The 21897-nt window shown below is 74.3% G+C and carries 19 protein-coding genes; 5 read left to right on the plus strand and 14 right to left on the minus strand.

Features of this window, described 5'->3' with window-relative positions; translation table 11 throughout:
* Window position 1: 1 nt before the first annotated feature.
* Window positions 2-1651, minus strand: coding sequence for an ABC transporter permease (locus GA0070558_RS14410; RefSeq protein WP_256091939.1), 1650 nt, complete (start codon window positions 1649-1651; stop codon window positions 2-4).
* The gene (locus GA0070558_RS14415) at window positions 1648-2565 is read right to left on the minus strand and encodes an ABC transporter ATP-binding protein (protein WP_077935610.1); all 918 of its coding nucleotides are present in this window, start codon (window positions 2563-2565) and stop codon (window positions 1648-1650) included. The genes GA0070558_RS14410 and GA0070558_RS14415 overlap by 4 nt, the downstream gene beginning before the upstream one ends.
* An 87-nt stretch (window positions 2566-2652) precedes the next feature.
* On the opposite strand from GA0070558_RS14415, the gene GA0070558_RS14420 reads away from it, so the two are divergent.
* Entirely contained in the window at window positions 2653-3165 is a 513-nt protein-coding gene (locus GA0070558_RS14420; RefSeq protein ID WP_091279644.1) for a GbsR/MarR family transcriptional regulator, read from the plus strand.
* A gap of 55 nt (window positions 3166-3220) precedes the next feature.
* Here the strand turns inward: GA0070558_RS14420 and GA0070558_RS14425 are convergent, their stop codons facing one another.
* Both GA0070558_RS14425 and GA0070558_RS14430 read right to left on the minus strand, forming a co-directional pair.
* Window positions 3221-3775: a response regulator gene (locus GA0070558_RS14425; protein ID WP_091279648.1), complete on the minus strand. Its 555-nt coding sequence runs from the start codon at window positions 3773-3775 to the stop codon at window positions 3221-3223.
* Window positions 3772-8139 carry a HAMP domain-containing protein gene (locus GA0070558_RS14430; protein WP_091279651.1) on the minus strand — a complete coding sequence of 1456 codons (4368 nt, stop codon included), beginning with the start codon at window positions 8137-8139 and terminating at the stop codon, window positions 3772-3774. The genes GA0070558_RS14425 and GA0070558_RS14430 overlap by 4 nt, the downstream gene beginning before the upstream one ends.
* Before the next feature lie 213 nt (window positions 8140-8352).
* Here GA0070558_RS14430 and GA0070558_RS14435 point away from each other — a divergent pair, with 213 nt between their 5' ends.
* The gene (locus GA0070558_RS14435) at window positions 8353-10434 is read left to right on the plus strand and encodes a SpoIIE family protein phosphatase (protein ID WP_091279654.1); all 2082 of its coding nucleotides are present in this window, start codon (window positions 8353-8355) and stop codon (window positions 10432-10434) included.
* A gap of 200 nt (window positions 10435-10634) precedes the next feature.
* Here GA0070558_RS14435 and GA0070558_RS14440 read toward each other — a convergent pair whose 3' ends face one another.
* Window positions 10635-11993: an FAD-binding oxidoreductase gene (locus GA0070558_RS14440; protein WP_091279658.1), complete on the minus strand. Its 1359-nt coding sequence runs from the start codon at window positions 11991-11993 to the stop codon at window positions 10635-10637.
* A gap of 110 nt (window positions 11994-12103) precedes the next feature.
* On the opposite strand from GA0070558_RS14440, the gene GA0070558_RS14445 reads away from it, so the two are divergent.
* The gene (locus GA0070558_RS14445; protein ID WP_091279662.1) at window positions 12104-14200 is read left to right on the plus strand and encodes a S9 family peptidase; all 2097 of its coding nucleotides are present in this window, start codon (window positions 12104-12106) and stop codon (window positions 14198-14200) included.
* 55 nt (window positions 14201-14255) lie between these two features.
* Here GA0070558_RS14445 and GA0070558_RS14450 read toward each other — a convergent pair whose 3' ends face one another.
* The 7 genes from GA0070558_RS14450 to GA0070558_RS14480 form a co-directional block, all read right to left on the minus strand.
* Window positions 14256-15203, minus strand: a complete 948-nt coding sequence (locus GA0070558_RS14450) for a threonine ammonia-lyase (protein WP_091279666.1) — start codon at window positions 15201-15203, stop codon at window positions 14256-14258.
* Between the two features lie 43 nt (window positions 15204-15246).
* Window positions 15247-16782 (minus strand): FtsX-like permease family protein, encoded by a 1536-nt coding sequence (locus GA0070558_RS14455; RefSeq protein WP_091279669.1) that lies wholly within the window; start codon window positions 16780-16782, stop codon window positions 15247-15249.
* Window positions 16779-17582, minus strand: a complete 804-nt coding sequence (locus GA0070558_RS14460; protein ID WP_077935601.1) for an ABC transporter ATP-binding protein — start codon at window positions 17580-17582, stop codon at window positions 16779-16781. Before GA0070558_RS14460 ends, GA0070558_RS14455 begins: the two co-directional genes overlap by 4 nt.
* Window positions 17579-18115 (minus strand): PadR family transcriptional regulator, encoded by a 537-nt coding sequence (locus GA0070558_RS14465; protein ID WP_091279673.1) that lies wholly within the window; start codon window positions 18113-18115, stop codon window positions 17579-17581. Before GA0070558_RS14465 ends, GA0070558_RS14460 begins: the two co-directional genes overlap by 4 nt.
* Before the next feature lie 162 nt (window positions 18116-18277).
* Window positions 18278-18532: a Txe/YoeB family addiction module toxin gene (locus GA0070558_RS14470; protein ID WP_091279674.1), complete on the minus strand. Its 255-nt coding sequence runs from the start codon at window positions 18530-18532 to the stop codon at window positions 18278-18280.
* Complete coding sequence (locus GA0070558_RS14475) at window positions 18529-18813, minus strand: type II toxin-antitoxin system Phd/YefM family antitoxin (protein ID WP_091279678.1); 285 nt, start codon at window positions 18811-18813, stop codon at window positions 18529-18531. Before GA0070558_RS14475 ends, GA0070558_RS14470 begins: the two co-directional genes overlap by 4 nt.
* A gap of 57 nt (window positions 18814-18870) precedes the next feature.
* Window positions 18871-19440, minus strand: coding sequence for a TIGR03086 family metal-binding protein (locus tag GA0070558_RS14480; protein ID WP_091279681.1), 570 nt, complete (start codon window positions 19438-19440; stop codon window positions 18871-18873).
* A gap of 32 nt (window positions 19441-19472) precedes the next feature.
* Here GA0070558_RS14480 and GA0070558_RS14485 point away from each other — a divergent pair, with 32 nt between their 5' ends.
* A complete protein-coding gene (locus GA0070558_RS14485) occupies window positions 19473-20318 on the plus strand; it encodes a helix-turn-helix domain-containing protein (RefSeq protein WP_091279684.1) in 846 nt (281 codons plus the stop codon).
* Window positions 20319-20347: 29 nt separating this feature from the next.
* On the opposite strand, the gene GA0070558_RS14490 is transcribed toward GA0070558_RS14485, so the two are convergent.
* Window positions 20348-20539 carry a DUF397 domain-containing protein gene (locus GA0070558_RS14490; RefSeq protein ID WP_043961296.1) on the minus strand — a complete coding sequence of 64 codons (192 nt, stop codon included), beginning with the start codon at window positions 20537-20539 and terminating at the stop codon, window positions 20348-20350.
* A complete protein-coding gene (locus GA0070558_RS14495; RefSeq protein WP_091279686.1) occupies window positions 20530-21339 on the minus strand; it encodes a helix-turn-helix domain-containing protein in 810 nt (269 codons plus the stop codon). The genes GA0070558_RS14490 and GA0070558_RS14495 overlap by 10 nt, the downstream gene beginning before the upstream one ends.
* Window positions 21340-21562: 223 nt before the next feature.
* Here GA0070558_RS14495 and GA0070558_RS14500 point away from each other — a divergent pair, with 223 nt between their 5' ends.
* On the plus strand, window positions 21563-21871 hold the full coding sequence (locus GA0070558_RS14500) for a hypothetical protein (RefSeq protein WP_091279689.1): 309 nt from the start codon (window positions 21563-21565) through the stop codon (window positions 21869-21871).
* Window positions 21872-21897: the final 26 nt, after the last annotated feature.

A 21897-nucleotide genomic window follows, 5' to 3' on the forward strand; every position in this document is an offset into this window, starting at 1 on the left:
GTCAGCGCGGCAGGTCGCGGCGGCGGAACGCCAGCAGGCCCGCCGCCGACAGGGCCGCCGCGGTGGCGGTGAGCGCCAGCAGCGGCGTGCGGGGGACGGGGCCGCCCAGCACCTGCGGGGTGTGGGTGAACGGCGACAGGTCCAGCAGCCACTGGCTCAGCTCCAGCACCGCGCCGAGCTGCCCGAGCAGCAGGCAGGCCGCGAGCGCCGCCCAGGCCACCCCGACGCTGACGCGCGGCAGCAGGCCGAACAGCAGCACCGCCACGCCGACCAGCACCCACACCGCCGGCACGTGCGCCAGCGCCGCCCCGGTCAGCCGGGGCACCCGCCCGGCGACGTCGCCGATGCTGAGGCCGTACGCGAGCCCGGTCACCAGGCCCGTGACGACCAGCACGGCCGTCGGGCCGAGCAGGGCGAAGGCGAGGTGGCCGAGCAGCCAGCGGGACCGGCTCACGCCGGTGGCGAGCACCGGCTCGGCCCGCTGGGCGGTCTCCTCGGCCCGCATCCGCAGCGCGGCCTGGATGCCGTAGCCGGCGGCGGCGAGGGCGGTGATGCTCAGGGTCGCCCCGAGGTACGCCTCGGCGACCGACGCGGAGCCGCCCAGGCGCTCCATCAGCCGGGCGACGGCCTCGTTGCCCTCCACCGCGCTGCCGGCCGCCTCGGCCGCGCCGCCGAGCACCGCCCCGAGCGCCGCCGCGCCGACCGTCCAGCCGAGCAGCGCGACCCGGTTGAGCCGCCAGGCCAGCCCCAGCGGGCCGGCGAGGGCACCACCGGCGGTGGCCGGGCCGAGCCGCTGCGGCAGCACGCCGGCACCGAGGTCCCGCCGGGCGGCCAGCCCCGACGCCAGCGCCCCGACCAGGGCGGTCAGCACGACCAGCACCGCCAGGGGCCACCATCGCTCCGAGGTGTAGGGGTGGGTGCGCTGGGCCAGGCCCAGCGGGGAGAGCCGGCTCAGCCACTCCACCCCGCCGGCGTCCCCGGCGAGCCGGACCAGGTACGCCACGCCGAGGACCGCGAGGCCCAGCCCCCGGGCGGCGCCGGCGCTCTCGGTGAGCTGCGCGGCGAGCGCGCCGACGGTGGCGAAGAACATGCCGGCGAGGGTCACCGACAGCCCGAACGCCACCGAGCCGGCGGCCGGCAGGTCGGTGGCGACCAGGCCGCCGGCGACGAGCAGCCCGAGCAGCAGGTCCGCCGCGTACGTGACGAGCAGCGCAGCGGCCAGCGGCGCGGCCCGGCCGAGGACGGTGGCACCGAGCAGCTCCCGCCGGCCCGCCTCCTCCTCGGTGCGGGTGTGCCGGACGACGACGAGCAGGCTGATCAGGCCCACGATCAGGTGCAGCAGCCCGGCCCGCTGGGTGGCGAGCGCGCCGACGCTGTCGCCGTACGCGGGGCCGAGCAGCGCCACGATCGACGGGTTGCCGGCGGTGGTGGCCAGGTATTCGGCGCGCTGGGCGGCGGTCGGGTACAGCTCGGCGTAGGTCGCCGCGTAGCTGGCGGGGAGGACGGCGATCACCAGCACCCAGATCGGCAGCAGGACGCGGTCGCGGCGCAGGATCAGCCGGACCAGGTGCCGGGTGCCGGTGAGCGGCCCGCCCCGCCCGGTGGCCGGGCGGCTCGTCGCGTCGCCCCGTGCGGCGGCTGCGCGGCTCATCGCGTCGCCCCGGCCGGCGCGGCGTCGGGCGCGGCCGTCCCGTAGTGCCGCAGGAACAGCTCCTCCAGGGTGGGCGGCCGGCTGACCAGGCTGCGTACGCCGATCTCGGTGAGCCGGCGCAGCGCGGCGTCGAGGGCCGGGGTGTCCACGTCGAAGCGGACACGGTCGCCGTCGACCCGCAGGTCGTGCACGCCGGGCAGCCCGGCCAGCCCGTGCGGCGGCCCGGCCAGCTCGGCGTCGACGCTGGTGCGCTGGAGGTGGCGCAGCTCGCTCAGGGTGCCGGCCTCGGCGGCCCGGCCGCTGCGGATGATCGTCACCCGGTCACAGAGGGCCTCGACCTCGCCGAGGATGTGGCTGGAGAGCAGCACGGTGCGGCCGTCGGCGCGGGCCCGGCGGACCCAGTGCTGGAAGACCTCCTCCATCAGCGGGTCGAGCCCCGAGGTGGGCTCGTCGAGGATCAGCAGCTCGGCGTCGGAGGCGAGGGCGGCGACCAGCCCGACCTTCTGCCGGTTGCCCTTGGAGTAGGCCCGGCCCTTCTTGCGGGGGTCCAGCTCGAAGGCGGCGAGCAGCTCGTCGCGGCGGGCGCGGTCGAGGCCGCCGCGCATCCGGCCGAGCAGGTCGATCACCTCGCCGCCGGTCAGGTTGGGCCACAGCGTCACGTCGCCGGGCACGTACGCGAGCCGGCGGTGCAGGGCGACGGCGTCGCGCCACGGGTCGCCGCCGAGCAGCCGGACGGCTCCCGCGTCGGCGCGGAGCAGGCCGAGCAGCACGCGGATGGCGGTGGACTTGCCGGCCCCGTTGGGGCCCAGGAACCCGTGCACCTCGCCGGCGCGGACGGTCAGGTCGAGCCCGTCGAGCGCCCTGGTCCGGCCGAAGGTCTTCACCAGGCCGGAGATCTCTATCGGAGTTTCCACGCTTCCGAAGCTACAGTGATTTCAGAAAGTTGTGAAGTCTGTAGAACCTGAGGCACGATCAGATACCCGACCGCCGAGGAGAGCCCGATGAGCGCCGCCGATCCGCCCCGCCGCAACGAGGAGGCGGTCCACCACTTCGTCGAGCGGATGGCCATGGCCTTCGCGGAGGTCGGCTTCCCCCGGATGGCGGCCCGGGTGCTGTTCACGGTCATGAGCGCGGACGACCCGCTGACCGCCGCCGAGATCGGCGAGCGGCTCGACGTCAGCGCGGCGGCCGTCTCCGGCGCGGTCCGCTACCTGACCCAGTTCGGCATGCTGGTCCGCGAGCCGGTGAAGGGCTCCCGCCGCGACCGGTACCGGCTGCCCGACAACCCCTGGTACGAGGGGACCATCACCAAGACCGGGATCTACAAGAACCTCATCGACCTCGCCGACGGCGGGGTCGACGCCCTGAACGGACGCGGCACCGTGGCCGGCGAGCGGGTCTCCGAGATGCGCGACTTCTTCGTCTTCGTCCAGGAGGAGATCGACTCGCTGGGCGAGCGCTGGCGGGCCCGGCGCGCCGCCACCGGGCACGGCAGGCACCCGGCCGACCGGTGACCCGCCCCGTGCCGACCACCGCCCTGCCGGTCGGCCCGCCCCGCCGCCGCGCGGCCTAGAGGCTGTTGCCCCAGCGGGCCTGTTCGAGGAGTTCCACGGCACGGGCGCGGCCGTCCGGGGTGTCGCCGCGCAGCAGCGTCGTGGCCTCGTCGACCGCGTCGGTGAGCGCCCGCCACTGCGTCTCGCGCTCGCGGACCAGGTCGGACTGCGCGGCCAACTGCCGGGTCTTCACCCACAGCTCGACGAAGACCGACACCTTGGCCCGCAGCACCCACGGGTCGAACGGCTTGGTCAGGTAGTCCACCGCGCCGACCGCATACCCGCGCAGGGCCAGCTGGGCGTCCTTGTCGGCGGCGGTGAGGAAGATGATCGGCACGTGCCGGGTGCGTTCCCGCCGCTTGATGTGGCTGGCCGTCTCGAAGCCGTCCATGTCGGGCATCTGCGCGTCCAGCAGGATGACCGCGAAGTCGTCCACCAGCAGCTGCTTGAGCGCCGCCTCGCCGCTCTCCACCGCCACCGACTGCACCGGCAGCCCCTGGAGGATCGCCTCCAGGGCCATCAGATTCTCCCGCCGGTCGTCGACCAGCAGCGCCTTGGCCGTCTGAATCACGAACTCTCCTCGCCTCGGCTGCCGCTCACCCAGGACGACATCAGCTCGATCAGCTCGTCCAGGTCGACCGGTTTGGTGATGTAGTCGCTGCCTCCCGCCGCGAGCGCGGACTCGCGGTCCCCCGGCATGGCCTTCGCGGTCAGGAAGACGATCGGGAGGTCGGCGAAGTGGTGGTTGCGGCGGATCTGCCGGGTCGTCTCGTAGCCGTCCTGGTCGGGCATCATCGCGTCCATCAGCACGATGTCCACCTCCGGATGCTCGGCCAGCAGGCGGACCCCGTCCGCCCCGTTGTCCGAGTACAACACGGTCATACCGTGCAACTCCAATGCGCTGGTCAGAGCGAAGACATTTCGCACATCGTCGTCGATGATCAGCACGGTCACGCCCTCCAGCCGGCGGGTCCCCGGCGCCTCGGCCGGCTCCGGCAGCTCCAGCGGGGGCATGAGCAGCGACGACGGCAGGCCCGCCCGGGCCGGCGAGGGCGGCGCGGGCGCGACCACCGCGTCCGGCGCCAGCACCTCCGGTACGTAGAGGGTGAACGTCGAACCCTCCCCGGGCGCCGAGCTGACCGTGATCGACCCGCCGAGCAGACGGGCCAGGTCCCGGCTGATCGACAGGCCCAGCCCCGTCCCGCCGTACCGGCGGCTCGTCGTGCCATCCGCCTGCTGGAACGCCTCGAAGATCAGCGACAGCTTGTCGTCCGAGATGCCGATGCCCGTGTCGATCACCGTGAAGGCGATCACCTGGCGGGCGTTGGTCAGCGCCGGGACGTCGAACACGACGTTCTCGGGGGCCGGGGCGATGCGCAGCGTCACCGCGCCGTTGTCGGTGAACTTCACCGCGTTGGAGAGCAGGTTGCGCAGGATCTGCTGCAACCGCCCCGCGTCGGTGACCAGCGCCGGGGGCAGCTCCTTGGCCAGCCGCACCTGGAAGTCGAGGCCCTTCTCCTCCGCCTGCGGGGCGAACGCCTGCTCGACGTACCCCCGGATCTCGGTGAACTGGACCTCCGTCGGCTCGACGTCCATCCGGCCCGCCTCGATCTTCGACAGGTCGAGGATGTCGTCGATCAGGCGCAGCAGGTCCGAGCCGGAGCCGTGGATGGTGCGGGCGAACTCGATCTGCTTCGGGGTGAGGTTCTGCTCGGAGTTCTCCACCAGCAGCCGCGCGAGCAGCAGCAGCGAGTTCAGCGGCGTACGCAGCTCGTGGCTCATGTTGGCCAGGAACTCCGACTTGTACGCCGACGCCCGGGTGAGCTGCTGCGCCTTGTCCTCCAGGCCGAGCCGGGCCAGCTCGATCTCCCGGTTCTGGGTCTCGATGTTGGCCTTCTGCTCCGACAGGAGCTGGGCCTTGTCCTCCAGCTCGGCGTTGGTGCGCTGCAGCTCGGCCGACTGCTCCTGCAGCTCGTGGGCCAGCCGCTGCGACTGCGCCAGCAGCTCCTCGGTGCGCCGGTTGGCCTGGATGGTGTTGACGGCCACGCCGATGGTCAGCACCAGCCGCTCCAGGAACGTCAGGTGCAGGTCGGGGAAGGCCGCCACGCCGGCGAACTCGATCACGCCGAGCAGCTCGCCCTCGAACAGGACGGGGAGCACGACCAGGTCGGCCGGCGGGGTGTTGGCGAGCCCGGAACGCAGGGTGAGCCGGCCGTCCGGCGAGGCGCTCACCCGGATCGTCCGGCGGGAGAGCGCGGCCTGCCCGACCAGTCCCTCGCCCGGCCCGAACGTGACGTCGTGCCCCCGCGCCACGTAGCCGTACGAGGCGGTCAGCCGCAGCCGCATGCTGCCGTCCGAGGTGTCCGCCAGGAAGAACGCGCCGAGCTGCGCGTCGACCAGCGGGGTCACCTCCATCATGATCATCCGGCAGACCTCGCCGAGGTCGCGCTGCCCCTGGAGCAGGCCGCCGATGCGGGCCAGGTTGGAGTCCAGCCAGCCCTGCTCGGCGTTCTTCTTCGTCGTCTCCCGGAGGGTGACGATCATCTGGTTGATGTTGTCCTTCAGGTCGGCGACCTCGCCCTGCGCCTCGACCGCGATCCGCTGGGTCAGGTCGCCCCGGGTCACCGAGGTCGACACCTCGGCGATGGCCCGGAGCTGGGTGGTGAGCGTCGAGGCGAGCTGGTTGACGTTCTCCGTGAGGTCCCGCCAGGTGCCCGAGACGCCCTTCACCTGGGCCTGTGCGCCCAGCTTGCCCTCGATGCCGACCTCGCGGCCCACCCGGGTCACCTCGTCGGCGAACGACCGGAGCTGGTCCACCATCGTGTTGACGGTGTTCTTCAGCTCCAGGATCTCGCCCTGCGCGTCCACCGTGATCTTCTGCGACAGGTCACCCTTCGCCACCGCCGTGGTCACCGAGGCGATGTTGCGCACCTGCGACGTCAGGTTCGACCCCATCGAGTTCACGTTGTCCGTGAGGTCACGCCACGTGCCGGAGACGCCCTTGACCTGGGCCTGACCGCCCAGCTTGCCCTCGGTGCCCACCTCCCGCGCCACCCGCGTCACCTCGTCGGCGAACGAACTGAGCTGGTCCACCATCGTGTTCACCGTCGACTTCAGCTCAAGGATCTCGCCCCGGGCATCCACCGTGATCTTCTGCGACAGGTCACCCTTCGCCACCGCCGTGGAGACCTGGGCGATGTTGCGCACCTGGGCGGTGAGGTTCGACGCCATCGAGTTCACGTTGTCGGTCAGGTCCCGCCACGTGCCGGCGACGCCGCGCACCTGGGCCTGACCGCCCAGCTTGCCCTCGGTGCCCACCTCCCGCGCCACCCGCGTCACCTCGTCGGCGAACGAACTGAGCTGGTCCACCATCGTGTTCACCGTCGACTTCAGCTCCAGGATCTCGCCCCGGGCATCCACCGTGATCTTCTGCGACAGGTCACCCTTCGCCACCGCCGTGGTCACCGAGGCGATGTTGCGCACCTGCGACGTCAGGTTCGACGCCATCGAGTTCACGTTGTCGGTCAGGTCCCGCCACGTGCCCAGCACGCCCTTGACCTGGGCCTGGCCGCCCAGCTTGCCCTCGGTGCCCACCTCCCGCGCCACCCGTGTCACCTCGTCGGCGAACGAGCTGAGCTGGTCCACCATCGTGTTGACGGTGTTCTTCAGCTCCAGGATCTCGCCCTGCGCGTCCACCGTGATCTTCTGCGACAGGTCGCCCTTCGCGACGGCCGTCGAGACCTGCGAGATGTTGCGGACCTGGCTGGTCAGGTTGCCGGCGAGCTGGTTGACGTTCTCGGTGAGGTCGCGCCAGGTGCCGGAGACCCCGCGCACCTGCGCCTGACCGCCCAGCTTCCCCTCGCTGCCCACCTCCCGCGCCACCCGCGTCACCTCGTCGGCGAACGAACTGAGCTGGTCCACCATCGTGTTGACGGTGTCCTTCAGCTCCAGGATCTCGCCCTGCGCGGCGACGGTGATCTTCTGCGACAGGTCGCCCCGGGCGACGGCCGTCGAGACCTGGGCGATGTTGCGCACCTGCGCCGTCAGGTTCGACGCCATCGAGTTGACGCTGTCGGTGAGGTCCTTCCAGGTGCCGGCGACGTTCGGCACGTCGGCCTGGCCGCCCAGCTTGCCCTCCGTGCCCACCTCGCGCGCCACCCGGGTCACCTGCTCGGCGAAGAGGCGCAGCGTGTCGGTGAGCGAGTTCATCGTGTCGGCCAGCTCGGCGACCTCGCCGCGCGCCCCGACCGTGATCTTCTGCGACAGGTCGCCCCGGGCCACCGCCGTCGCCACCTGGGAGATCGACCGCACCTGGCCGGTCAGGTTCGACGCCATGGTGTTCACCGAGTCGGTGAGGTCCTTCCAGGTGCCGGCCACCCCGCGCACGTCGGCCTGGCCGCCGAGCTTGCCCTCGGTGCCCACCTCCCGGGCCACCCGGGTCACCTCGTTGGAGAACGACGAGAGCTGGTCGACCATCGTGTTGACCGTGCGGCCGATCCGCAGGTACTCGCCGCGCAGGGGGCGGCCGTCGATCTCCAGCGCCATGTGCTGCGAGAGGTCGCCGTCGGCCACCGCCACGATCACCCGGGCGATCTCGGTGGTCGGCCGGCCCAGGCCGTCGATCAGCGAGTTGACGGCCCGCTGGTCCTCCGCCCAGGAACCCTCCAGCCCCTCCTCCTCCAGGCGCTCGTTGAGCCGGCCGTCCCGACCGACGACCCGGCTGATCCGCAGCAGGTCGCGGTGCTGCCGCTCCTGGAGGGCCACCACCTCGTTGAAGGCGTCCGCCACCTCGCCGGCCGCGCCCGCCCGGGGCCGCAGCCGCACCTTCAGGTCACCCCCACGCACGCGCCGCAGCGCCTCCGCCAGCTCGCCGAGCAGAGCGGCCTGGTCCGGCGCGGACGGGTCCGCGGCTACCGGGTGTTTCGCCGTGGTCATCGCATTCCTCGCTGAGTTCCGGGGGCCGCCGGCGCCCGTCGAACGCACCGGCCGTTCCCTCATTGTGCCCGGCTGGGCTCCGGGGACGCGCCGCCCGCCGGCCCGCCACGCCCGGCGACACCGCCGTCGACGCCGACGCCGGCCCGCGCGGCGCGGCGGGCCGACCGCCGGATCAGCTTGGCGCGGGGCCCGGCGGCGGTGGAGGATACGAAGGTGTCAGCGGAGGCGGGGCCGGCGGCCTTCGACGGTCCGGACGAGCGCGTCCGGCGGGTCCGGCTGCCCGCCGACCGGCGCACACCTGCCGCCGCCCGCGCCCTGGTCCGGTCCGTGCTCGCCGCCGCGCGCCTCGACGACCTGCTCAACGAGGCCCTGCTGCTCACCACCGAGCTGACCACCAACGCCGTCGAGCACGCCCGCACCGAACTGGACATCGAGGTCGTCGGCGACGACGTCGGCCTCACCGTGACGGTCTCCGACTTCGCCGCCGGATCCGTCGACGAGCTGACCGTCGGCGTACGCAACGACACCTCGGAGATCAACGAGGTGTCCGAGCGGGGCCGGGGGCTGCTGCTGGTGGACCATTTCGCCAGTCGATGGGGCACGACCTACCTGCCCACCGGCAAGGGGGTGTGGTTCCGGCTGGACCGCTCCGGCGCCGCCGACGGGCAGCCGGTCGCCGCCGGCCCCCAGGCCGGTGCCGCCGGGGGCACGCCGACGTCGACCGCCGGAGGGGAGCACGCGGGGCCCAGCGCCGGGGCGATGAGCGAGCTGATGCAGACCGCCCCCGACCAGTACGCCGACGACCCGCTGCCGGACTTCGCCACCGACCTGCTCACCCGGCTCGCCGAGATGGTCGGCGCGGCCGGTGGCCTCGTCCGGCTCGACCGGGGCGACGGGCTGGGCCGGCAGGTGCTGGCCCGCTACGGTCGCACTCCCCGCGCCGGCAACGAGCTGCTGCGGGTGCCGCTGGCGGTGCACCGGCCGTACACCGGGGAGCTGGAGCTGGACGCGGCCCCCTCGACGTACGCGCGGCCGCTCGCGGTGCTGACCGCCGAACGGCTCTCGCTGCACCTGGAGAACGACCGGCTGCGCCGGGCCGACGTACGCCGGCAGGCCTGGCTGACGTTCCTGGCCGAGGCGGGCGAGCTGCTCGCCCAGTCCCTCGACGTCGAGCTGACGATGGTGCTGATCCCGCAGCTCGTCGTGCCCCGCCTCGGCCAGTGGTGCGCGGTGCACACGGCCGACGAGTGGGGGCGGCTGCGACTCGCGGCCGCCACCCACGCCGACGAGTCGGTGCTGCCGCAGCTGCACAAGGTGCTCCGCGAGACGGGGACGGACTCGGTGCAGTCCCGGCTGCGCGAGGCGTCCCGGATCGGGTCGCAGGTGCCGCTGGGCGGGCCGATGGAGGGCTTCGCCGTCCCGCTGGTGGCGCGCGGGCAGCGGCTGGGCACCCTCGCGGTGGGCCGCCACCAGCGGCACCGGCACGACCCCGACGAGGTGGCCGTGCTGGAGGACGTGGCCCGGCGGGCGGCCCTGGCCATCGAGAACGCCCGCATCCACGCCGAGCGGCGGCGGGTGGCGCAGACGCTCCAGCGGTCGCTGCTGCCGCCGGTCCTGCCGGTCGTCGACGGCATCGGCTTCGCCGCCGAGTACGTGCCGACCGGCGACGACGCCGAGGTGGGTGGCGACTTCTACGACGTGCTCCCCCTGCCCGACGGGCGCTGGCTCGTGGTGGTCGGCGACGTGTCCGGCAAGGGGGTCGAGGCGGCGGCCGTCACCGGGCTGGTCCGCGACGTCATCCGGGTGCTGGTCAGCGACGGCAAGCCGCTGCCGGAGGCGCTGGGCCGGCTCAACAACACGCTGGTCGAGCGGGGCGGCGGGCGCTACTGCACGCTGGCGCTGGCGGCCGTCGGGCCGGGCGAGGGCGACCAGCTCGACGTGTCCCTGCACCTGGCCGGCCACGACCGCCCGGTGCTGCTGCGCGCCGGCGACGGGGCCGCGTTCGTCGGGGCCGGGGGCACCGCGCTCGGCCTGCTCGACGCGATCGTCTCCCCGGCCGCCGAGCTGACCCTGGCCCCCGGCGACTCGCTGATCTTCTACACGGACGGCGTGACCGAGCGCCGGCGCGGCCGGGAGCTGTTCGGCACGGAGCGGCTGCGGGAGTCCGCCGCGCCGCTGGCCGGATACTCGGCCGACGTGGTGGCCGCCCGGCTGCGGTCGACGGCGATCGGGTTCTCGGCCGAGACGCCCCGCGACGACATCGCGATCCTCGTGCTGCGCAACGACCGCCGCTGACACCCGGCCCGGCGCGGACCTGCGCCGGGCGGGGCCGCGCCACAATGTCGGCGACATGGAGGTATCCCGGCCTCCGGGATACCGCGATGTCGCCGACATCGCGAGCCGCCCCACGCCCAGCGAGCCGCCCCCACGCCCAGCCGCCCCCGGCGACCCGCCCCCACGCGCGGCAGGCGGGGCGGCCCTGCGCGGGGTGGATGTCAGAGGCCGCCGGGGAGGCGCCCCGGGGCGAGCCGCTGGTGCGGGTCCAGGTATTCCTTCGCCGCCCGCAGCCGGGGCAGCGAGGCCAGCTCGCCCCACAGGTCGACGGCCTCCCGCACCGGAGGTGGCGCGGCGACCACCACGCACCGGCCCCGTCGGGCGAGCAGGACGGCGCGCACCCCGGCGACGATGGACGCCACCCGATCGACGGGCAGGGTGCCGGGCAGGGCGGCGTGCAGCACGCCCTGACCGGCCGAGCCGCGCACCGGCACCGGGCCGCCGGCCGCGTCGCGCAGCGCGTAGGCGGCGGCGTGCAGGTTGCCGACCGGCACCTCGATGCGCAGCGCGGTCTCGCCGGGGCCGAACGGATAGCGCCGCCACCACTGCGGTGCCGAGTGCTCGATCTTGGCCTCGTCGCCGAACAGTCCGCGCAGGCCGTCGGCGCGTTCGGCGACGTCGGCGGGGTCGCCCTCCAGCAGCACGGTCAGGCTGCCCGCGCCGGCCGGGGTCACCGTGCGCCGGAACATGGAAGGGTGGCGGGCCCGGGCCAGGGCCTCCGGGGCGTCGGGGTGCAGCGGCGGGCGCGCCCGGTTGGCGCGGGCCGGCAGGTCCAGCTCCACGGCCGCCGCGTCGAGCCGGGCGGCGAGCACCTCCCGGACCAGGCCGTCGACCTCCAGCGGGCTCCACACCGGACGGGTGACCCAGGCCTGGCTGGCCGGCACCGGCTGCACCCGCAGGGTGGCGGAGAGGAGCACGCCGAGGCCGCCCTGCGACCCGCACAGCAGCCGGGCCAGCTCCAGGCCGGGCGCGCCGCCGCCGGCACTGATCAGCTCGCCGGCGGCGTCCAGGTAGCGCATGCCGACCAGTTGCTCGCAGGGGCCGCCGTGGCAGTGCCGCAGCGGGCCGGACTCGTCGGCGGCCAGCACCCCGCCGACGGTGGCCCCGGGCGAGGGCGCGTCGAGGGCCAGCCGCAGCCCCGCCCGTTCCAGGGTGGCCTGGGCGGCCCGCAGCGGGGTGCCCGCGCCGATCTCGACCACGCCGCCGTCGGCCGGCCGGTGGCAGATGCCGGCCAGCCGCCCGGTGTCGAGCATGATGTCGACGTGCGCGGGGGCGACCCCCCAGTCGATCTTCGTGCCGGCGCCCCGGGGCACCACCGTCAGGTCGTGGGCGGCGGCCAGCCGCAGCACCTCGGCAGCGGCCTGCGGGGCACCGGGCACGGCCACCCACCGGGCCTGTGCGCCGGCGACCTCGTCGGCCGCCCCCGCGAACCGTGCGAAGGGCGGGCCGCAGATCTCCGCCAGCCGTCGGGTGATGTCCACTGCACCGGACCGATCGATGGACCCCGCTGCTGTCGCCATGGCCGCAATCGTACATGTGTTCGAACAACCGGTCGCGCCGCCGGGCCGGCACCGGGCGTCGATCTCGCCGGGCGGGTGCCGGGGTCCCGACGGACGGTAACCTGACCGGCGTGACCACCGAGACTCCCGTGCCCGTCGCCAAGCGGGTCCCCAGCGAGCGCACCCACCACGGCGACACCGTCGTCGACGAGTACGCCTGGCTGGCCGCCAAGGACGACCCGGAGACGATCGCCCACCTGACGGCGGAGAACGCGCACACCGAGGCGCGCACCGCGCACCTGGCGGAGCTGCGGGCCACCCTGTTCGAGGAGACGCGCCGGCGCACCCAGGAGACCGACCTGTCGGTGCCGGCCCGCAAGGGCGACCACTGGTACTACACGCGCACGGTCGAGGGCCAGCAGTACGGCGTGCAGTGCCGCCGCGCGGTCCGCGACGGCGAGACCGACCCGCCGGTCAGCGTGGACGGCGCCCCGCTCGACGGCGAGGAGGTGCTGCTCGACGGCAACCTGCTCGCCGAGGGGCACGACTTCTTCTCCCTCGGCGCGTTCGACGTGAGCCCCGACGGGCGCTGGCTGGCCTACTCGACGGACTTCAGCGGCGACGAGCGGTTCACGCTGCGGGTCAAGGATCTGACCACCGGCGAGGTGCTGGCCGACGAGGTGCCGGGCACGTTCTACGGCACGGCCTGGTCCGCCGACGCCTCGGTGCTGTTCTACGTCACCGTCGACGACGCCTGGCGGCCCCACCGGGTGTGGCGGCACCGGATCGGCACCCCGTCCACCGAGGACGTGGTGGTCCACCAGGAGGACGACGAGCGGTTCTGGGTCGGCGTCGAGCTGACCCGGTCGGAGAAGTTCGTCCTGATCGACATCCACAGCAAGATCACCAGCGAGGTGCTGGTCATCCCCGCCGGCAACCCCACCGGCGAGCCGGCGTCCGTCGCGCCCCGGCGGCAGGGCGTGGAATACAGCGTCGAGCACCACGGGCACCGCTTCCTGATCCTGCACAACGACGACGCCGAGGACTTCGCGCTCGCGTACACCTCGGCGGACGCGCCCGGCGACTGGGTTCCGCTGATCCCGCACACCCCCGGGACCCGGCTGGAGTCGGTCGACGCGTTCGCCGACCACCTGGTCGTGTCGCTGCGCACCAACGGCCTGACCGGGCTGCGGGTACTGCCGGTCGGCGGCGGCGACGGTCACGACATCGACTTCCCCGAGCCGCTCTACAGCGTCGGGCTGGACAGCAACCCGGAATACCGCACCCGGCAGGTCCGGTTGCGCTACGCCTCGCTCGTCGCCCCCGAGTCGGTGTACGACTACGACCTGGTCACCCGGGAGCTGACCCTGCGCCGCCGCAAGCCGGTCCTGCCCGGCCCGGACGGGCGCGAGTACGACCCGGCCGACTACGAGCAGCACCGGGACTGGGCGCTCGCCGACGACGGCACGCGCGTGCCGATCTCGCTGGTCTGCCGGGCCGGCACCCCCCGCGACGGCTCGGCCGGCTGCGTCATCTACGGCTACGGCTCGTACGAGGCGAGCATGGACCCGTGGTTCTCCGTCGCCCGGCTCTCCCTGCTGGACCGGGGCGTGGTCTTCGCCGTCGCGCACGTGCGGGGCGGCGGCGAGCTGGGCCGGCGCTGGTACGACCAGGGCAAGATGCTGGCCAAGAAGAACACGTTCACCGACTTCGTGGCCTGCGCCCGGCACCTGGTCAAGTCGGGCTGGACGTCGGCCGACCGGCTGGTGGCCCGGGGCGCGTCGGCCGGCGGCCTGCTGATGGGCGCGGTGGCCAACCTCGCGCCGGACGCGTTCGCGGGCGTCGTCGCGCAGGTGCCCTTCGTGGACCCGCTCACCTCGATCCTCGACCCGTCGCTGCCGCTGACCGTCACCGAGTGGGAGGAGTGGGGCAACCCCCTCGACGACCCCGAGGTCTACGCGTACATGAAGTCGTACGCGCCGTACGAGAACGTGGCGGCGGTGGACTACCCGGCGATCCTCGCGGTGACCAGCCTCAACGACACCCGGGTGCTCTACCACGAGCCGGCCAAGTGGATCGCCCGGCTGCGGGCGGTCGCCCCGCAGGGCGACTACCTGCTCAAGACGGAGATGGGCGCCGGGCACGGCGGCCCCAGCGGCCGGTACGACTCGTGGCGCGAGGAGGCGTTCGTCAACGCCTGGATCCTCGACCGCCTGGGCGCTGCGTAAGGAAGGGCCCCCTGTTAACGCATACGGTCGAGAAGGGCACCCTTCTCACCACTGGTCACGCGGTGGTGAGAAGGGCGGCCAGCACCTGCGGGTCGGCGTTGCCGCCGGTCACCACCGCGGCCGTACGCCCCGGCGGCAGCTCGCCCGCGCGGAACAGCCGGGCGGCCGTGGCCACCGCGCCGCTGGGCTCGACGACCAGTCGGGCCTCACGGATCAGGCGACCGGCGGCGGCCCGGATCTCCTCCTCGGTCACCGTGACGATGCCGTCGAGGCGGTCCCGCAGGTGGGCCAGCGTCAGCTCCGACAGGTTGGTGCGCAGCCCGTCCGCGCAGGTGCGGTAGGTCAGCTCCACGTCCCAGGTGACCACCCGCCCGGCGGCGAGCGAGTCCCGCGCGTCGGCGGCGAGCAGCGGTTCGACGCCGTACACGGCGGTCGACGGGCGCAGCGCCTTCACCGCCGTGGCGACCCCGGAGGCGAGGCCGCCCCCGCCGACGGGCACCAGCACCACGTCGACGTCGGGCAGGTCGGCGACGATCTCCGCCCCGACGGTGCCCTGGCCGGCGATGATCCGCCGGTCGTCGAACGGCGGCACCAGGGTCGCCCCCGTCTCGGCGACGATCCGCTGGGCCTCCGCCAGCCGCCGGGCCGGCGGGACGAGCAGCACCTCCGCCCCGAACGCCCGCATCCGGGCGACCTTCACCTCCGGCGCGCCCTCGGGCACCACCACCGTGCACGGCACGCCGGCGGCCCGCGCCGCGTACGCGAGGGCCTGGCCGTGGTTGCCGGACGAGTGGGTGACCACCCCCCGGGCCCGCACGCCGGGGTCGAGCCGGGCGACCGCGTGGGTGGCTCCGCGCAGCTTGAACGACCCGACCGGTTGCAGGCTCTCCGGCTTCAGCCACAGCCCGTCGTCCCACGGCGCGGCCAGCAGCGGCGTGCGCAGGACGGTCGGCGCGATGTCGGCGGCGGCAGCCCGGATGTCGTCGAGCGTCACAAGGTCCACGGGGGCCATCCTGCCGCTCCGCATCGGGCCGCCGCCACTCTATTCAGGTCGCCCTCAGCTCCTCGACGGTGGTGCTGGCCTGCAGGAAGAGCAGCCCGACCGCGACCGTGAGGGCCACCGCGGCGACCGCGCCGGCCCCGACCAGGGCCAGCTGCTCCAGGGGTACGCCGGGCATGACGTACCGCTCGGGGGCCTCGACGAGGCGCAGGTACGGGCCCCGGGCAGCCGGGTCGGCGCAGATCGCGGCCGCTGCCTCGCAGACGTAGCCGCTGCCTCCGGTGCGTACCGGACCCGAGAGGAACCGGCCGAGCAGCAGCCCCACCGTCAGGGCGAGCAGCACCGCCGGCACCGCCGGGGCGAGCGCCTGCCAGGCGACCGAGCGGCCCAGCACGCCCCGGGGGACGCCCTGGGCGACCAGCGCCGCGTACGCCCGGCGGCGGGCCACGATCCCCTCCACCAGCGCGACCAGCAGCCCACCGGCGGCGATCGTGACGGCCGCCGCCACAGCGAGGTCCACCAGCCCGATCGTGTCCAGGTAGAACGTGTCCCCCGCCGAGGTCACGTCGCCGAACGTCCGCGCCTCGGCCAGCTCGGCGGCGTACCGGGCCTGGAAGTGGGCCCGGAAGGCTGCCGCGCCCCCGCCGAACAGCACGGCGGCCAGCAGCGCGGCGAAGGTGCGGCTGCCGGCCCACGGGTCGGCGGCGAGCCGGCGGGCGGCCAGCAACGCGGCCGGCCCCTGGGCGAGGCGGTGCAGCAGCCGGCCGGCGGCGTACGAGAACCAGCCCGCCGCGAGCACCGTTCCGACCAGGGCGGCGAGCCCTCCGACGGCGACCAGGATCGGCAGGTACGGCAGCAGCGCCTGCACCTCGTGGCGCTCCAGCCAGTGCAGCAGCGGAAAGTAGCCGGCGAACGACCCCACGCCGGCCGGGACGAGCAGCGCGAACCAGGGGCGGGGCGGGCGGTCCCGCCGGGCGCGGCGCACCACGCCGAACGGCGTGGTGACGACCCGGCGCAGCAGCAGCGCGGTGGCCACCGCCGCGACGGCGGGCAGCCCGAGCACCGTCGCCGCCAGCGCGACGGGCGACGGCAGCACGTCCGTGGGCAACGCGAGCCGGCCGTCCGCGCCGGGCCGGTCGAGCAGCTCGTGGGCGACCAGGAAGACGACCAGGCCACCGACGGTGCCGAGCAGGCTGGCCACCCCGGTCTCCAGCGCCGCGAGCCGGGTCACCTGGCCCGGGGTCGCGCCGGCCAGCCGGAGGGCGGCCAACCGGCGGTCGCGGGCCGGCGCGCCGAGGCGGGCGCACTGCCCGGCCAGCGCCAGCACCGGCAGGGCGAGCAGCAGCAACGCGAAGGCCGTGCCGCCGCGCAGGCCCGGCTCGCGCAGCAGCGCCGTGGCGTACTGGAGGGACCAGCGGACCTCGTTGTCGTCGGTGGCCGGCGGCGTCGGGATGGCCAGCACGGTCAGCGCGGCCAGCCCGGCGAGGGCGGCCAGGGCGGCGCTGAGCGCGGTCAGCACCACCCGGACGGCGTCGGTGCGGGTGCCGGCGAGGGCCAGCCGGCCCAGGGTGCCGGGCCTCACCGCGCCCCACCCGCCGGCCGTTCGCCCGCCGGTGCCCCGCCCGCCGGTGCCGCGTTCGCCAGTGCTTCGCCCGCCGGTGCCCCGGTGGCGCGCAGCCCCAGGCCGGACCCGGCCGCAGCCGGCAGGTCGAGCCCCAGGCCGGCCCCGTCGACCGCGCCGTCGCGGAGGACCACCTCCCGGTCGGCGTACCCGGCGATGCGCGGCTCGTGGGTGACCAGCACGACCGACGTACGCTGCTCCCGGGCCAGCCGGACGAGCTGGGTGAGCACCTGCTCGCCGGCCAGTGTGTCGAGCGCGCCGGTCGGCTCGTCGGCGAAGATCACCCGGGGCTCGGTGACCAGCGTCCGCGCCAGCGCGCAGCGCTGCTGCTGCCCGCCGGACAGCTCGCCCGGCCGGGCGTCGGCCAGGTCCGCCACGCCCAGCCGGGCCAGCCAGGCCGTCGCCACCGTCCGCCCTGCTCGCCGCCCCGTGCCGGCGAGCAGGAGCGGGAGGGCGACGTTCTCCGCCACGGTCAGCTCGGGCACGAGCTGGCCGAACTGGAACAGCACCCCGAACTCGGTGCGCCGCAGCTTCGACCGGGCCGCCTCGGACCAGGTGTCGATCCGCTCGCCCCGCCAGAAGACCTGACCGGCGTCCGGGCGCAGGATGCCGGCCAGGCAGTGCAGCAGGGTGGACTTGCCGCAGCCGCTCGGGCCGGTCACCGCGACGATCTCCCCCTCGGCGACGTCGAGGGTGATCCCGCGCAGCGCGGGTGTGGGCCCGTACGCCTTCACCACGCCGCGAGCCTGAAGTTCCGTCACGAGTGCACCTCCCGGTGCCAGTCGGCGACCCGCTCCAGGGTGGTGTGCAGCCACCTCAGGTCGGCGTCGAGGTGGGCGATGGCGTAGTCGGCCGCGACGACGTCGTCGAGGCTGGCCGAGGGGTCCGTCTTGACTGCGGTCAGCTCGCGCAGCCGGTCGGTGTGCGCCCGGCGCTGCGCGACGAGGTACGACCGGACGTGGCCGGTGTCGGCGACCAGCAGTGCCACCACCACCTTGGCGAAGAGCGTGCTGGCCACGTACGGCATGGGCGGCTCGACCTCGGCGAGCCAGGCGGCCAGGGCGTCGCGCCCGGCGGGGGTGAGCGTGTAGGCGGTGCGGTCCGGGCCGGCGTCGCGGTCCTGGCCGGCGGGGGCGACGAGCCCGTCCCGCTCAAGCCGGCCGAGCGTGGCGTAGACCTGCCCGAACGCCAGCGGACGCGCCCGGGGCAGCCGCCGATCGTGGGCGCGTTTCAGCTCGTAGCCGTGCTTGTCGCCCTCGGCCAGCAGGCCGAGCAGCACGTGCGGAGTGGACACACGACCAACTATTCACTGAGCGAATAGCAGAGTCAAGCCAGCCCCCCGGCGCGCCCGCGCACCCCCGCCCGCCCCGGTGATCAAGAGATTTGCGTCATGGCGAAGATCGACTTTGACGCTTTCCTCTTGATCACCGCGGCAAGGCGCGGGGCAGTCGGCGGTTCATTCGTAGTGGTAGCGGCACTGAGCGATCTGCACGGTGTCATCGACGATTCGATAGACCAGGCGGTGCTCCTGATCGATGCGCCTCGACCAGAACCCCGCCCAGTTGCCACGGAGTTGCTCAGGTTTGCCGATGCCCTGGTGTCCGTTGCGGCGGATGTCCTCGATCAGGGTGTTGACCCGCTTGAGCATCTGACGATCCCGCTGCCAGGCCAGGTAGTCCTCCCAGCCCCGGCTGGCGAACTGGACCTTCACGCTGCCGACGCCTCGCCTGGGCTGGCCTCGGGGTCGATCAGGTCGCGCATCTCCCCGCCCCCGTTGCGCAACTCCTCGACGGCCTCGTTCAGCCTGCGGGCATTGGCGGGACTGGCCATCAGGTACGCCGTCTCCTTCAGCGACTCGTACTCACGTAGCGAGATGATGACGGCGGCCTCACGGCCGGAGCGGGTGACCACCACTTCCTCGGCGTCGTCCACGACGTGGTCGAGCATCTTGGCCAGGTTCTGCCGGACTTCCGAGTAGGGAACGGTGCGCATGACGCCTCCCGACCTTCACGTACAAGATATTGTACAAGTGTAGCCCCTTGGGCCCGGTCAGCTCGGTGACCAGTTGGGGTTTCGGCCCATTCGGGCGACGGCGCGCTCCAGGTCGGTGGCGTTCGGCGGGGCGGTGACCGGGGCACCGAAGGCACCCTGCTGCTGGCCCATCTCGCCCATCCGGTCCATGAACGCGTTCAGCGTGGCGATCACGGCCGGCGCGGCGTCGTACGGCTGGCCGGTGGCCCGCGCCAGGTCCCACGCGTGCACGGTCAGGTCGATCAGCGCCATGTCGCCGACTGTCTCCTGCGGCAGGCCCATCCCGGGCGACACGCCCTCCAGCGCGGCCGGGTCGGCCCACGCCGCCACCAGCCGCTCCGTCTCGGCGGCGAACCGGTCCCGCCAGCCGTCGGCGAGCAGGTCGGTCTTGTCCGCCCAGTCCGCCGGCTGCCGGGCGGCCAGCGCCTGGAAGTTGACCACCACCTGGAAGAGATGCCCGAGCAGGTCCCGCACGGTGTAGTCCGCGCACGGGGTCGGCAGGTCGAACTGGTCGTCGGAGATAGCCCGGACCACCGCCACGGCACGCGGCGCGGCATCCGCCAGCAGGTCACTAGTCTTCGTGGTCATAGGGGCAGCGTAGGCAGCCCGGAAGGACAAGCTTGAAGAAATGCGACACCGGCCCGCGCGCCGACAACCGGGGCATCCTCGACCCGGCGCGGCTGCGGCGCGAGGTCCGCTTCCGTCGCCTGCCGCCGACCCCGGCCCTGCTCCCGTACGTCGAGCACTACTGGCTGGTCGACTGGGACCTCGACGCGCCGTTCGAGCAGCGGGTGCTGCCGCACCCGGCGGTCAACCTGGTCTTCCGCCGCGAGCCGGCGGGCAGGGTGGTTGCCGAGTCCGCCGAGGTGGCCGGCGTCGGGCGGGACCTGTTCCGGATCATTCTCGCCGGCACCGGCCGGGTCAGCGGCGTGCAGTTCCGCCCCGGCGGGTTCCGCCCGTTCTGGCCGCGCCCGGTCGCCGAGCTGACCGGCGAGCGCCGCCCGCTGCCCGCCGGGCTCGTCGCGGGCCGGCACCCCTGCGACGGTACGGACGACGAGCGCGCCGCCACCCTCGACGCCCTCCTGCTCGCCTGGCACCCCCGCCCCGCCGCGCTGACGGCGGAGGCGATGGCGCTGGCCGGGGAGATCCGCGCCGACCGCAGCGTGCTGCGGGTCGACGACCTGGCCCGCCGGCACGGCACCACCACCCGACGCCTGCAACGGCTGTTCCTCGACCACGTCGGCGTCGGCCCGAAGTGGGTGATCCGGCGCTATCGCATCCAGGAGGCGATCGAGCACGCCGCCGGCGGCGGGCCGGTGGACTGGGCGGCCGTCGCCGCCGACCTCGGCTACGCCGACCAGGCCCACCTGATCCGCGAGTTCGCCACCGCGACGGGCCTCACCCCGGCCGCGTACGCCCGGTCGCTCAACCGACCGGCGGGAGCCTCGCTCAGCCGGCCGGGGTGAAGCGGATCAGCCAGCGGGGGTGCAGCGGGTCAGTCGGCCGGGGCGAGCCGGGTGAGGAAGGCCCCCCACGCCGCCGGGGCGAACGCCAGCACCGGGCCGGTGCGGTCCTTCGAGTCGCGCACGACCACCACGCCGGGCAGGTTGCCCGCCACCTCCACGCAGTTGCCGCCCGTGCTGTTGCTGCGGCTGCTGGTGCGCCACCGCGCAGCGCTCAGGTCCATGGTCCCGCCTCCGTGATCTCCGCGATCAGCTCGATCGACCGCTGGTGGGGCAGCGCCTCGCCCCGGATCGACTCCCACACGTCGATCGCCTGACGCACGTCGGCCGGGCGATCGACGACGTGCCCGCCGAGCTGAGTCTCCACATAGACCATATCCTCGCCGACCGGCGGCGTGGCGATGACGAACGAGCCGTCCAGCCCGGCATACGCCCCCACCGCGAACGGCACCACGTGCAGCCGCACCCGGGGCGTCCCCTCGCCGACCTTGACCAGGTGGCGCAACTGCTCCCGCTGCACCTCCGGGCCGCCGACCGGCCGGCGCAGCGCCGACTCGTCGATCACCAGGGTCAGCGTGGGCGGCCGGTCCCGGGTCAGGATCTCCTGCCGGTCGAGCCGGATGCCGACCTGCCGCTCGACCTCCTCCGCCGAGAGCAGCCTGGGTCCGGAGAGCACCGCGCGGGCGTACCCCTCGGTCTGGAGCAGGCCCGGGACGTAGAGCGGCTCGTAGCCGCGCAGCGCGGTCGCCTCCTGCTCGATCCCCGCCCACTCCCGGAAGTAGGGCACCACGGTCTCCCGGCTGATCCGGCGCTGGATGCGGACGAACCGGCCGCCCCCGCCGAGCACCGCGTCGCACCGCCTGGCCAGGTCGGCGCTGGGCCGGCGGTCACCGGTCTCGATCTTGGCGATCAGCGCCGCCGAATAGCTCACCGCCTCGGCCAACGCCGCCTGGGAGAGCCCGGCCGTCGACCTGGCGAGGCGCAACTCCTCGGCGAAGTGGTCGAGCATCGACGATCGCTCCACGGACAGCCTCCGTACACCCATGGGACCTGCGGGATCGCGGCCCGGACGCCCGGACGGTCCGGGCCGCGACCATTCACACAGTAACCGCAGCATCAGCAGAATGTGACCCCAGCGGGTCCGTTCGGGTGTCTTCCCCCGAGATTCCCCGGCCCGGGCGGGACCGCGCGGGGGCGTGCCGGGCACGGCGGCACGCCCCCGCACCAGTCGAGAAGGGACAGCCACAGTGGACGAACGACCCCGGGACCCGGCCCGCGAACACGCGACGCAGGCTCGCGAACGCCCGCCGGCCCGGGAGCATCTGCCGGCCCGGCCGATCTGGCTCTGCCGGGTCTGCGGCGGGCCGTGGCCCTGCTCGCCGGCCCGCCGCCGGCTCCTGCACGAGTACGCCGACGCGCCCGTCACGCTCGCCGTCCACCTCGCCGGGCTGATGCTGGAGGCGGGCGAGCAGCTCAACCAGGCATACCCGTACACCGCGCCGTCGCCCGAAACGCTGCACCGCCGCTTCCTCGGCTGGCTGCGCGACGGGCGTTAGGAAGGGGCCCCTGTACAACAGAAAGC

The sequence above is a fragment of the Micromonospora haikouensis genome (assembly GCF_900091595.1).
Lineage (GTDB): Bacteria > Actinomycetota > Actinomycetes > Mycobacteriales > Micromonosporaceae > Micromonospora > Micromonospora haikouensis.